15 protein-coding genes are annotated in these 13,331 nt (G+C 36.4%); 5 read left to right on the forward strand and 10 right to left on the reverse strand.

The features are described from left to right. The gene (xseB, locus tag K9N40_07195; GenBank protein ID MCF7814245.1) at positions 1-207 is read right to left on the reverse strand and encodes an exodeoxyribonuclease VII small subunit; all 207 of its coding nucleotides are present in this window, start codon (positions 205-207) and stop codon (positions 1-3) included. A 57-nt stretch (positions 208-264) separates the two neighbouring features. Next, on the reverse strand, positions 265-1,203 hold the full coding sequence (locus tag K9N40_07200; GenBank protein MCF7814246.1) for a M23 family metallopeptidase: 939 nt from the start codon (positions 1,201-1,203) through the stop codon (positions 265-267). 176 nt (positions 1,204-1,379) lie between these two features. On the opposite strand from K9N40_07200, the gene K9N40_07205 reads away from it, so the two are divergent. The 4 genes from K9N40_07205 (at position 1,380) to trxB (ending at position 4,279) form a co-directional block, all read left to right on the forward strand. Continuing rightward, the gene (locus K9N40_07205; protein ID MCF7814247.1) at positions 1,380-2,279 is read left to right on the forward strand and encodes a phosphate acetyltransferase; all 900 of its coding nucleotides are present in this window, start codon (positions 1,380-1,382) and stop codon (positions 2,277-2,279) included. A gap of 82 nt (positions 2,280-2,361) precedes the next feature. Continuing rightward, entirely contained in the window at positions 2,362-2,829 is a 468-nt protein-coding gene (locus tag K9N40_07210; protein ID MCF7814248.1) for a 23S rRNA (pseudouridine(1915)-N(3))-methyltransferase RlmH, read from the forward strand. Between the two features lie 14 nt (positions 2,830-2,843). Next, positions 2,844-3,227, forward strand: a complete 384-nt coding sequence (gene cdd / locus K9N40_07215; protein ID MCF7814249.1) for a cytidine deaminase — start codon at positions 2,844-2,846, stop codon at positions 3,225-3,227. 107 nt (positions 3,228-3,334) lie between these two features. Further along, the gene (gene trxB / locus K9N40_07220) at positions 3,335-4,279 is read left to right on the forward strand and encodes a thioredoxin-disulfide reductase (protein MCF7814250.1); all 945 of its coding nucleotides are present in this window, start codon (positions 3,335-3,337) and stop codon (positions 4,277-4,279) included. 68 nt (positions 4,280-4,347) lie between these two features. On the opposite strand, the gene K9N40_07225 is transcribed toward trxB, so the two are convergent. The 8 genes from K9N40_07225 to K9N40_07260 are packed head-to-tail and all read right to left on the reverse strand — an operon-like array spanning position 4,348 to position 11,209. Next, entirely contained in the window at positions 4,348-4,614 is a 267-nt protein-coding gene (locus K9N40_07225) for a hypothetical protein (GenBank protein ID MCF7814251.1), read from the reverse strand. Positions 4,615-4,636: 22 nt separating this feature from the next. Then, a complete protein-coding gene (locus K9N40_07230; GenBank protein ID MCF7814252.1) occupies positions 4,637-5,212 on the reverse strand; it encodes a hypothetical protein in 576 nt (191 codons plus the stop codon). A gap of 13 nt (positions 5,213-5,225) precedes the next feature. Then, positions 5,226-6,434 (reverse strand): rod shape-determining protein RodA, encoded by a 1,209-nt coding sequence (rodA, locus tag K9N40_07235; protein MCF7814253.1) that lies wholly within the window; start codon positions 6,432-6,434, stop codon positions 5,226-5,228. Further along, positions 6,431-8,185, reverse strand: coding sequence for a penicillin-binding protein 2 (gene mrdA, locus K9N40_07240; protein MCF7814254.1), 1,755 nt, complete (start codon positions 8,183-8,185; stop codon positions 6,431-6,433). Before mrdA ends, rodA begins: the two co-directional genes overlap by 4 nt. Then, complete coding sequence (mreD, locus tag K9N40_07245) at positions 8,178-8,663, reverse strand: rod shape-determining protein MreD (GenBank protein MCF7814255.1); 486 nt, start codon at positions 8,661-8,663, stop codon at positions 8,178-8,180. Before mreD ends, mrdA begins: the two co-directional genes overlap by 8 nt. A 14-nt stretch (positions 8,664-8,677) precedes the next feature. Next, a complete protein-coding gene (locus K9N40_07250) occupies positions 8,678-9,361 on the reverse strand; it encodes a coenzyme F420-0:L-glutamate ligase (GenBank protein ID MCF7814256.1) in 684 nt (227 codons plus the stop codon). Then, positions 9,336-10,118, reverse strand: coding sequence for a rod shape-determining protein MreC (locus tag K9N40_07255; protein MCF7814257.1), 783 nt, complete (start codon positions 10,116-10,118; stop codon positions 9,336-9,338). Before K9N40_07255 ends, K9N40_07250 begins: the two co-directional genes overlap by 26 nt. Positions 10,119-10,171: 53 nt before the next feature. After that, complete coding sequence (locus tag K9N40_07260) at positions 10,172-11,209, reverse strand: rod shape-determining protein (GenBank protein MCF7814258.1); 1,038 nt, start codon at positions 11,207-11,209, stop codon at positions 10,172-10,174. Between the two features lie 252 nt (positions 11,210-11,461). On the opposite strand from K9N40_07260, the gene K9N40_07265 reads away from it, so the two are divergent. Further along, the gene (locus tag K9N40_07265; protein MCF7814259.1) at positions 11,462-13,261 is read left to right on the forward strand and encodes a hypothetical protein; all 1,800 of its coding nucleotides are present in this window, start codon (positions 11,462-11,464) and stop codon (positions 13,259-13,261) included. Positions 13,262-13,331 lie beyond the last annotated feature (70 nt).

A 13,331-nucleotide genomic window follows, 5' to 3' on the forward strand; every position in this document is an offset into this window, starting at 1 on the left:
TTATTGCTCTGATTTTTGTAATTTTTGAGAAAGGTCTTCAATCTTGTTTTCAACCTGTTCCAGTTTTTCATTACAGAAATTTGCCAATTCTGATCCTTCCTCGAAGAGTTTTACCATTTTATCAATATCTTCTACTCCGGATTCCAATTGGGAAACAATTTTTTCCAATCGTTTCAGAGCATCTTCAAATTTAATTTCTTCTTTCATTTTAGGATTTGTTACTCATTATTTTTTTTTAATTTTATTATCTGAATATATGCTGGTTTATTTCGTGCTCAAAATGATGTCATCTTCCAATTTATTCAGATAGTCGTAAGGGTTTCTATGTTTGCTATATCGTAAAACTTCGTAATGTAGATGTGAACCGGTAGAACGTCCTGAATTTCCCATCTCCGCAATGATCTGGCCGCGTTTTACTACGTCGCCTTCTTTTACCAGAATCTTGTTCAGATGGCCATATTTGGTTTGATAACCGAAGTTGTGAGAAACAAGAATATATCTTCCCAGATACTTGTGTTTGGTAATCTTTTTTACTACCCCATCGGCAGTAGCATAAACTGGGCTGCCGGTCTTATTTCCAAAATCCAAACCATAATGGAATGAACGCTTACCTGTAATTGGATGTTTACGCCAGCCGTAAGGATCTGAAATTCGACCGTAAGCTGGATAAATAGATGGTGTACTGAGATAAAGTTGTTCCTTCAAATCTACTTGATCCAACAATTTGCTATGAGATTCATAATTGAAATTCACTTTGCTGTGCAGTCTGGAAAATTTATTGATTAAAAGATTGTATTCCAGATTCAATTTTTCATCGATAGAAGAAAATGTGGAATCAGTGAAAGGAATACCTCCTACCCCCATTTCTCGAATCTCTTTATTTATGGATTTGAAGTTTTCATCGGAACGGATCTTATCTTCCCAGTCTTCCATCAATTTCAGCTTTATCATCATAGAATCGATTTCTGTAGAAAGCGTGTAGATCTTTTCTTTTAAAACTTCATTTTCCGATAGAATGCTGTTGGCCTGAGCAATCTTGGAATGATTATAAAAAATATAAACCAATGATGAAATGAGAACCAGCATAAATATAACAGCCGTAGAAACTATGAATACTCCCAGCTTTTTGGAAATACTCAAGTTCATCGGGCAGGACGCTTCCGTTGCCGAAAACGAGATATGCCACCTTTTACTAACTGCCATACAATACCCTCATATTTATTCTTCTCCACACAAAAAAAACATATTTCCCATGTCAAGTTATTTAAACTATACCTAAATCAATAAGTTATTAAAATATATTAAATCAAAAATAAAATCCTTGACCTTAAAAACAATCAAAAACTTAGTAAAAAAAATCAGATTTTAAGGAGAAGTTGATGATAAAGAATTTTGATGAAGTCCTGCAGAAAGTAGAATCTAATCCCAACAAAGTAGTAGTAATAGCAGCAGCACATTCCGAATCTGTCTTGGAAGCTGCTGTTCATATAAAAAAAGAACAGATAGCAGATTCTCTTTTGGTGGGAAACAAGACTATGATCTTGAAATATCTGGAAAAATATGCATCTGAGATGGTTATTGATTTCGAAATAATCGATACAGGAGATGATCTGAAACTTGCTGCCAGAGAATCTGTGAAAGCCATTCGAGAAGGTAAAGCAGAGATTTTGGTAAAGGGTGTATGCGATACAGCTACGCTTTTGAAAGCAGTCTTGAATAGAGATAATGGCTTAAGGACTGGAGAAATCCTGAGTGATGTAATGGTTTTTGAACATCCCGAAAAAATGATTCTGATGAGTGATGGAGGTATAAATCTTTATCCTACAAAAGATGAAAAAGTTTCGATAATTCGCAATGCTGTACGAGTAGCTCATGGTATGGGATGTAAAAATCCTAAAATTGCTCTTTTAGCAGCTGTGGAAAAAGTAAATAAGAAAATGCCCTGCACAGTAGATGCAGCTGAAATAACAGAGATGAATCGAAATGGAGAGATAACTGGTTGTGTTATTGATGGGCCATTGGCTCTGGATCTGGCAATAAGTGAAAAAGCTGCTAAAATAAAAGGTGTAGATTCTCCTGTTGCTGGAAAAGCAGACATTTTGATCGTACCGAATATTGAATCAGGAAATATTTTCGGGAAAGCTTTAACTTATTACTGCAAATATCGTACTGCTCATTTGGTGATGGGAGCTGAAGCTCCAATTTTGATAGCTTCTCGTGCCGACGAAGCAGAAACTAAAATGCTATCGATGGCACTTGGTGTGTTAAGTATTTTATAAAAAAAATAGTTCTGAAATCCCTGTTGAATTCGGCAGGGATTTTTTTCTTGTTAATTTTTCATAGAATTTGTAGCTGGAAAGTATGAAGATTAAAATTATTTGTGTAGGAAAAACAAAGCAGAAATTCATTGAAGCAGGAATTGCAGAATACAAAAAACGTCTGCAGACATTTGCGAAAATTGAAACAATAATTCTGCCTGATGTAAAACTGACATCTTCCAACAATATTGATATAGTAAAAAAACAGGAAAGTGAGATCATTCGGAAGCATATAAAAAATTATGAAGTTAAGGTAGCTCTGGATGAAAATGGTAAAAGTTTAACTTCCAAAAAATTCGCTGATTTTTTTGTTGATCAGATGAATTTTGGAAAAGATATAGCGTTTTTTATTGGTGGAGTGTACGGATTCGAAAAAGAAATACTGAATTCTATGGATATGAACTTAAGCTTTTCCCGTTTCACGTTTACTCATCAAATGATCAGGTTGATCTTATTCGAGCAGATATATAGAGCTTTCACGATAATCAAAGGAAAAAGATATCATTATTAACCAGGAGTTTTGTGATGAAAAAAGAATTGATAGAAATTGCTAAGAAAGCTTCAGAAAAAGCTTACGCACCATATTCCAAATATAAAGTTGGTGCTGCTCTCAAAACAAAAAGCGGCAAAATATTTTCAGGCTGCAATGTAGAAAATTCGTCGTATGGACTTACAAATTGTGCCGAACGGACTGCTGTTTTTAAAGCAGTTTCGGAAGGTGAAACCGAGTTTGATGAAATCGTGATATTCACAGATTCGGAAAAACTTCCCACACCTTGTGGAGCTTGTCGCCAGGTCTTATCGGAATTCAGCAGCGACTTAAAAATAAAGATGATCTCCAATTGTGAAGAAAAGCAGGCAACGATTGCTGAATTATTGCCTTTAGGCTTCAAACTTATAGATAAATAACTAACTCATCAGAATTCTTAAATTATAGAAAATATTTGACTTGGTGAAGCAAAGTTTGTCTTTGAGCTCAAAAAGAATATATTAATAAATAAAAGTTTGGAGGATAGATGGATTTTAATACAGAATACGATGTTGCTATCATTGGTGGTGGCCCGGCAGGTCTTAGTGCTGCTATTTATTCAGCTCGAGGTGGTTTGAAAACGGTGGTATTTGAAAAAGCACTGATTGGCGGTCAGATCGTGGTTACAGCAGATGTGGAAAACTATCCCGGCTTCGAAAATAACGTAACCGGGTTTGAAATTGCCGACAAAATGCAGAAACAGGCAGAAAAGTTTGAAGCAGAATTCAAAACAGAAGAAGTGAAGGCAATCGGCACAGAAGGACTGTGCAAAGTTGTAGAAACTACTAAAGGTCTATATAGAGTGAAATCTGTAATTTTAGCTACAGGTGCACATCCACGCAAATTGGCAGTTCCCGGTGAAGAAAAATACACAGGACGCGGCGTTTCTTATTGCGCTACTTGCGATGGAGCTTTGTATCGAGATAAAATCGTTGCTGTAGTAGGTGGTGGAGATTCAGCTGTGGAAGAAGCAATTTTTCTGACCAAATTTGCCAAGAAAGTTTACATAATTCATCGTCGCGATGAACTAAGAGCCGTGAAAATAGTTCAGGAAAGAGCCTTAAAAAATGAAAAAATAGAGATCATCTGGGATTCGGTTGTACAAGCAATTGAAGGTGGAGATTTTGTAGAAAAGTTGATCTTATTCAATAAGAAAACAGAGAAGATCAGGGAAGTAGAAGTAAATGGACTTTTCATCTACGTAGGCATAATTCCCAATAGCGGACTTTTGGAATCTCGCGTTACTTTTGATGAACAGGGATTCATCAAAACCGATGGCACAATGCACACGGAAATTCCGGGAGTTTACGCTGCCGGAGATGTTACTCACAAAGTACTACGTCAGGTCGTTACAGCCAGTTCCGATGGTGCCACAGCAGCCTTTTCGGCAGAAAAGTGGATAGAAGAAAATAAAGAAAACTTTGACAGATAATATTAACAATCTCACAACAAAAAAGAGCACCAAAACCGGGTGCTCTTTTTTGTTTAAATAATAAAAAATTAAGCGATCTCAAATTCTGTTGTTTCTGCTCCTTCCACATACAAATATTTGGGTTGTTCGGGAGTACCGTTTTTCTTGATCTTGTCGCTGTCACCATCTTCTACATAGCGCCAGATTTCCCAGGATTCACCTTCTCCATCGATACAGAATGTAACTTTTTTGTTAATGAAATCATCGATGATGAATTGAATAGAACTGAGTGGTTCAGCTTTGGTTACAGGAACACAGAATTTTTTTCGATCATAAACATACGCATCTTTCGCCATTTTCCCTCCGACTTTTTTTATATCATTTTTGAATTTTGTAAACTTTATAACTCTCAATATCATCCAGCCAGAAAACTTTGTCATCTCTTGCAGGAATAGTGATGATTATCCTGGCAAAGCGAACATTTTGTTTAAAGAATCCTGTTGTTAAAGTAGCTTTAGTCCAGATATCATCAGGATAATACTTGGTTTCGAAATCATTGATCTTCTTGCCATTTGCATCGAAAGCAACAAACTGAATTTCGATGAAATGATTTGATTTGTAATTTGTTTTTACAAACAAACGATTGAAATAAACCGATTCCGGATCGATGGGAAAGGAATCGGAAACTAAATTGATCTTTTGATTTGGCTTGCTGATCTTTAGAGAATATTGTCCACTGTTAAAATCACTATTTACTATAGAAACAAAACTTTCTGAATTATCCAATAAAATCCAGCCGGGAAGTTCATATTCATCTTGTTCAGAAATTATTTCGAAGCTTGAATTATAAATTTCATTCTGGCTGCCTTTGATATCAGCTTCCGAAAAATCTGATATCGATCCAAAAACACAACCTGAAATAAAAATAACCAGAACAAATCCCAATCTGAACAAGTTCTATCCTCCCCTACTTAAAAATACTTCTTTCATTTATGAATTTAAGCACAAAACCTACAGCCATTACATTGATCAATAAATTCGATCCACCATAACTGACAAACGGCAACGGAATTCCTGTGGTAGGAACGATGCCGATATTCATGCCGATATTCACAAATATCTGAAAGGTTAAATACGCCAAAATTCCGGTAGTTGCGTATTTAAACTCTTTTCTTTTCAACTTCTCAAGCCGCTTCGCAATACGAAACAGGAACAAAAAATAAATTAGCAAAAGAATCACGCAACCAAAAAAACCAAATTCTTCACCAATCACCGAAAAGATGAAATCTGTGTGGTGTTCAGGCAGGAAGTTCATGTTCTTTTGAGTACCCAGCAAAATTCCCTTTCCCATAAATCCACCTGAACCGATAGCAATTTTGGATTGAATGATCTGATATCCCGCTCCAAATGGGTCTCGCATGGGATCGATAAATGAAAGAATTCTATTCTGCTGATAGCTTTTTAAACTATTCCAGATGACCGGAGTAATAAAAAAGAAAAACAGATTCAATACAAATGAAAAACCGATTAATACTTTGGATAGGTTATTACGATATAAAAGATAAATCAATATAATGATGAACGCTGCAAATATAAATATTGAAACAGATGTTATCACAGCTATCAACGGGCTGATGATCAAAATAAGATAAATAAATGGAAGATCAGATACGGCAATAATAGCAAAAGTGCTGATAAGAATGGTGAGAGCAGTTCCCAAATCTGGCTCCAGAATAATTAATCCAACTGGAATGATAGTTACAATTATTGAACGCAACACTATCTTAGCTCCGGTGATGTAAGGTTGAGAAATTAATTTTGCTATCAATAAAATAGTGATCAATTTTGCCAGTTCCGAAGGCTGAAAATTCATCAAACCCAAAGGAATCCAGCGATGCGAACCGTTGATCTCGGGCATGAAAATAACAACGATCAGTAAAATTATCGTAATAATGTAAGCAGGTACTATCAGAACTTCCAGGAAAGTGTAGGGGGTTTTGATAAGAGCATAAATAAAAAACAAAGATACAAAAATCCAGATGATTTGTTTTATATAATAATTCTGGGTTTCAAAATCTATTCCGATCTTATTTGTGGAAGCTGAATAGATAGCTATCACTCCGTAAAAGAGCAGGCAGATCAGCAAAGAAAAAATAAGCCAGTCAAATTTTCTCATTTCTGTTTCCTCAAAGCATCATAGAACTGGATTATTTTACCGGCAATCGGTGCTGCTACACTTCCACCATGGCCACCATTTTCCACAAATACTATGAATGAAATTTTATATTCATCTGTTTCTACAAAACCGGCAAACCAGGAGTGAGTTTCTTCTCCCATATGATTTTCTGCCGAACCGGTTTTACCATAGACATCCACTCCGCCTACATTGGCAGCAGTACCAGTTCCATAACGTTCATTTACAGCCTTCCACAACGATAATCTCAATAACTCTAAATTCTCTTCTGATACCGGAATTTGCACACCTTCAGTTTTGAAATTGGAAGTTTTATTGCCCAAAATATATTTTTTTAGAAGATGTGGTCTCATCCATTTGCCATTATTGGATAAAGCTGCATAATAGGCACAAATCTGTAGTGTTGTAGTAAGAACTTCACCTTGTCCAATGGCAAGATTTACTTTGTGTCCGATTATAGGTACATATTTTCCATAATTATCGATGTACCATTTATGAGTCGGGAAAAAACCTGAACGTTCAGATGGAAGATCGACTCCAGTTTTGCGGGTTATCATGTTTTTCTTGCTGAATTGATTGATATCATCCAAACTGAATTTGAGAGAAAGATCATAGAAAAAAACATCACAGGAAACTTTCATGGCATCTATCACATCAAGTCTTCCGTGTCCTTCTTCCCACCAGCATTTAAAATAACGATCTCCAACCATCAATCCACCATCACAGGCAACCAGTTTCGTGTCTTTCTGGATCGTATTTGTTTCCAAACCCAAAGTAGCCATTATTGGTTTATAAACAGATCCGGGTGGATAAGCTCCGTGAATTATCCTGTCCAGCATTGGTTTATCCTGGTCGTTCATCAATTCGTTCCAGACAGTAGTTGAAATATTGCTGCTGAAAATATTCTGATCGAATTCTGGTTTGCTTAAATAGGTAAGAATGCCGCCTGTTTCAGCATTCATTACCACGATTGCACCTTTCATGTCTTCTGGGAAAATGCTGTTCGAATAAGCTTGTAATTGATTATCTATTGTCAAGATGAGATCAGCCCCATTTTGAGCAGGTTTATCTAAATTATGCTTGAATAACTGTAAATCGTTTCCACTGGCATCTACTTGAATTATTCGATGTCCATTTTTACCGCGCAGTAAACTTTCATATTGCTTTTCCAGTCCTGTTTTTCCCAGAAAACTATTTATCGTATAGCCTTGTTCTTTTCTAACTTTGTATTCTTTTTCATTGATCCTTCCCAGATGACCGCTGAAATGATTCGGATAAGAATAATCTCGAATACTTTCTGTTTTGTAGGAAAGCGAAGGATAATAATTGAAAAACTCCATTACTCTTACCAGATTGGAATGATCTACATTCTGCACGAGAAGAATTTCCTGATACAAACGAAATCTATTTTCATATAATATTTTTTCTATCTCTTCTGATTTAATGCTGAAATTCTGGCTGATAAATTCGATCAATTTTAGTTTGTCTGCTACTTTTCCCGGAGTGCAGTAAAGATTTATAGATGGTTTATTCAAAGCAATCGATCGAAATTTCTGATCGAAAATCTCACCTCGAACAGGAAGCAGCTTTTTGATGCGAACGATATTATTTTCTGCTATCGATTCATATTTCTTTCCTTCGATGACCTGCAGCCGGAAAAGAGAAGCAAAAAGCACCAGGAATAGAAATAATATTATGTATCTTACAACTCGAATAGAACTTGCTTTATACATCGATCACAAGTTTCAATTTACTTAATAATTCAAAAATATAAATTAGCAGAATAGAGATGATGCTATTGTAAACAACTGATAATAAAAAGTCGGAAAAGAATCCATGCCTTGATTGGATTGCGATTAGATTGTAAAAAATAAAGATTAAATAATAAAATAGGTTTATCAGGAAAACGCTGAAGCTAACAACAATAAATCTCCTTTTATTCACGCTTTCATGAAAATTGCTGATGATCATTGCCAGAATAATAAAAATAAGAGCGTTCATACCAAGATACAAAGGCTGCATCAAATCTAATGCCAATCCCCAGAAAAATGAAATTGTCAGTGCTGATCGAATTCCTGAATTTACACACAGGTAGATGATAAAAGCAATAATAAAATTGGGAATAATTCCCCAAAACACAAAGTTAGATGCAAAAATAATCTGAAAATATAAAACAAAAATTCCCAGAATTATCAAATTAACTATCTTCATTTATTTCTCTTCATTTACGCTTTTCTGATCAGGCAGATCGGCGTGAGCTCATCTCCCTGACCTTGTGGATTATCCAACATCACTTTTTCCATGAAATCTTTAACGATTCCATCGCTTCCACCGATCATCCAGCAACCGCCAATATCATTTATATCCATTACTGCACACTCGTTGCCAGTTGCATTCTTTATTCTTTTAGAAACTTTGGCAGGATCTTTCGGGCCTTTTATCACACAACTTTCATAAGGTGGAACCGGTGATGTGTGAGCTGCATCGATAAGAGCTGCCTGCATTCCGGCAATTCGATAGAAATCGCCTTTTCCTCTGCGTCCGATTAAACGCCCGAGTCCTCCGATAAATGCTGCAAATAAAATGCGCAGGCTTCCTACTTCATCGATAGCGCATTGCATGCTGGTAGGAGCTCGCAGTCCAATTCCGTATTTTACTTTTGACACAAATCGCCACAGGAAATTTGCCAGCCATCCCACTTTTATATCTTTAATTGGAATAGCTCTTCCCTGTGTAATTGCCAAAGGGCTTTCACTTATCGTGATGATATCATTCGGTTGAATTATGTCTCTCGTGCTTTCTGTTACCACTTCCAGAATATCATCTCCAGGAGAAAGGATTTTAGTTTTTACAGGAATGCGGAGATATTCGATATTATTAACTTTAATTGATTTTGAGTTCATTTTCATATTTTAAGTCCTTGGTAAATTGAAGAATTATTACTTGATCCAAACTGGCAGGATCGACAAAAGGTCTCAATTTTGCACTCATATAAACCTGATCTGGAGATTCTTTGAGACGCGTGATAACTCCTACTGGATAACCTTTTGGGAAAATTGTGGAAACGTTGGAAGTGATTATCGTATCACCAACAGCAATATCCGAACCCAGCTTAATTAGATTCATATAGGAATCTCCATAAATATCAGATTCCAGAATTCCCTGCAATTTGTTTCGCTTACTCATCACGCTGAGTTTGAAAGCAGGATTGTTCAAAGGCAGGATTATCGAGTAATTCATGGAACTGGTAATTACTTTTCCTACAACGCCTTTGTTGGAAACTACCGGAGAATTTCTGAGAACATCATTCAAAATTCCTTTATTCACTATCAGATTTCTTTCGAAATATATTCCGGAAAATCCCACAACATCTGCCAGAACATAAGAATAATTTTCTACATCGTATTCGATTTTGGAATTGTTTATTTCCTGTATTGTATTTTCCAGATTCACGATCTTTTTTGTTTGTATTGCCAATTGTTCCGAAAGAAGACGGTTTTTTTGTTTAACTTCGAAAAGTGACTGAATATAATTTACTGAATTTACGAAAGGAGAGAAAATAGTCTTACTTAAAAAATCTGCTTTGGTTTGTCTGGCTTCGTTTCCACCGATAATAAGAAAAAGTGATAGGGCAAAATAAAAGAAAAATAAAAATTTCTTCTTCACTTTATTTCATCTTCACTTTTTGGTTATCTTCATGTCTTTAACTTTTCAATAATTTAATCTTCGATCTTTTTTATTAAAACTTCTTTGTATTCTTCCATGTTATCCAGCACAGCTCCGCAGCCTTTTAAGACACAGATAAGAGGATCCGGCATCACGTGAACCGGAAGATCTACAGTATCCTGAATCTTTTTATCCAAACCTTTCAATTGAGCTCCACCGCCGGTAAGGATAACGCCGCGTTCAGCAATATCTGCAGCCAGTTCCGGAGCAGTTTTTTCGAATAATCTTTTTACAGCATCTATCATGGAAGAAACCGTTTCCGAAAGTGCTTCACGGATTTCCTCGGAAGTTATTTCCACTGTGATCGGATAGCCGGTTATAATATCCCGACCGCGAACTTCCATTTTCAGTTCTTTATCCAATGGATAAGCTGAACCGATTTCTTTTTTGATCTTTTCGGCAGTTTGAATTCCTATAAAAATATTGTTTCTCTTACGAAGATAATTTACGATTGCTTCGTCCATTTTATCGCCACCTACTCGAATGGAGGAATGAACAACAATGTGGGAAAGTGAAATTATGGCAATTTCTGTGGTTCCGCCGCCAATATCCATAACCAGGTTCCCCTGCGGTTTGTGGATGGGAAGATCGGCACCGATAGCCGCTGCAATTGGTTCCGAAACCAAATGAACTTCCCGGGCTCCGGCATGAAGAGCACTATCGCGAACAGCACGTTTTTCCACTTCGGTAATTCCGGATGGAACGCATACCAGTACCCTTGGTTTGATAAGAAGTCTTTTCTTCTGGGCCCTCAAAATGAGATTTCGCAGCATTAATTCCGTAACCTGAAAATCGGCAATCACTCCATCTTTTAATGGTTTGATGATCTTTACTTCTTCAGGGTTTTTACCCAGCATATCTTTGGCATCTGCGCCGATAGCTTTTATTTTTTTGTTATCGTTGGAAATTGCTACAACAGAGGGTTCGTCGATCACTATGCCAATACCTTTGCGATAAACAAGTGTATTTGCCGTACCTAAATCTATGGCAATATCATTTGCAAAAAAACTGGAAAATCCATTTAAAAACATAAGCCCTCCTGGGACCAGATAACACAATATTTTTTTAAACTTATTTTTTTGTTCGTTTCAACTGTCAAGTGGTTTTAATAATAATAATAAAATTAATTGCTAAACACGTATAAAGAAATTTACTAAGATTTTATGAAATATTTGATTTGATCAACATAATTTTCCAACTTACTTTTATAAAAGCAATTGACATGATTAAATATAATTTTGCTTTTAGATTTTATGATTTGATATAAAAAAGCAGGAGGATAAATGAAAAATTGGATCTATTTAGTTTTGTTGGCTTCTTTATTAATTTTTGGCTGTGATGGTTCCACCGATCCAGAAGGTGGCGAAGAAATAATAAATGTAACATTTCCTACCGGAACAACGATTTGGTTAGAATTCCAGACAAATACCTATTGCGAATGGGAAAATGCAACTGGAGCAAACGTTTATATCGAGATTTATAAAGGTGAAACTTTGGTTGGCATCTATCATATCGAAACGGAAAATACTGGTCATGTAGATAGAACAGAAGCTTTGGGAGATTGGGGAACAGGAACAAATTTTCGCTTGAAAGTTATCGATTCGGATGAAAATTTTGGTTGGAGTGAATATTTTGTTATTCAGGAACAGACTACAGGAGAAATAAACGTTACCTATCCAAATGCCAGTACAGTTTGGCAGGAATTTGCTACAAATACCTATTGTGAATGGGATAACGCAACTGGCGCTACGGTTAATATTGCTGTTTACAAAGGAACGATTTTCAAAGGTTTTTATGTGGATGAAACCAATAATGATGGTTATTACAGCAGGGAAGTTGCAAATGGTGACTGGGGCAGCGGAAGTGATTTCAGATTAAAAGTTACTGATTCCAATAATAATTTTGGCTGGAGTGGATTTTTCACGATCCAGGCTGCTGCAAATCCTGATATTGAAGTGACAACTCCCAATTCAAGTACGGTCTGGCAGGAATTTCAAACTAACACAATCGTGGAATGGGCAAATGCACCGGGAGAAACTCTGGATATAGAAGTTTATCAGGGCGACACGTATAAAGGCTTGTATGCAGATGATATCAATAATGATGGATATTACAGCAGAGAGCTTGCGCTCGACGATTGGGGAACTGGAACCAATATGAAATTGAAACTTATAGATTCTGATGGAAATAGCGGCTGGAGTGATGAATTTACTATCCAGACTGCTTCGACTCCGGATATAATCGTTACCACACCAAATTCTTCTACAATCTGGCAGGAATTTCAAACAAATACATTTGTGGAATGGTCGAATGCACAGGGATTAACTTTGGATATTGAAGTTTATCAGGGAAATAATTTTAAAGGAATGTATGCTGAAGAGATTAATAACGATGGCTATTACAGCAGAGAACTTGCGCTTGGTGACTGGGGAAGCGGCACTAACATGAAATTGAAGTTTATCGCTTCTGGAAGAAATACAGGTTGGAGTGATGAATTTACAATTGAAGCTGTAACTCCAGGACAGATCGATGTGCTTTATCCTGATGGAACAACTGTCTGGACAGAATACCAATTCAATACCGAATGTGATTGGAGCGGAGCTGTGGGAGATTCCATTTTTATCGAGATCTTCAAAGCAGATGTTTATGTAGACATGTATCATAACTGGACAGCAAACGATGGACATTGCAGCCAGAATGATGCTCTGGGAGATTGGGGAACCGGTAGCGATTTCCAGTTGAAAGTGATTGATGCCGAAGGAAATTTCGGTTTCAGTGATTACTTTACCATTCAAGCACTCACCGATCCCATTACTATAATCTATCCCGACAATAGCACGATCTGGCAGCAGTTTGAAGTAGACACATATTGCGATTGGATAAATGCATCAGGTCCAACCGTTTATATCGAAATTTACAAAGGTGGAACTTATCTGGATCTGTATCATGAAGAAACTGATAACGACGGACATTGCGTTCACAACGGACCTCTGCCGGATTGGGGAAGTGGAGACGATTATCAGCTTAAGATCATCGATGCAGAAGGAAATTCAGATTTCAGCGATTTTTTTACGATAGAGTAAAATTGAAGAAAATAGATTGAATTGCCTTTCCGGTTTCGGGAAGGCATTTTTTTATCTAAAAATCAAACAG

It is taken from the genome of Candidatus Cloacimonadota bacterium (assembly GCA_021734245.1).
Classification (GTDB): domain Bacteria; phylum Cloacimonadota; class Cloacimonadia; order Cloacimonadales; family TCS61; genus B137-G9.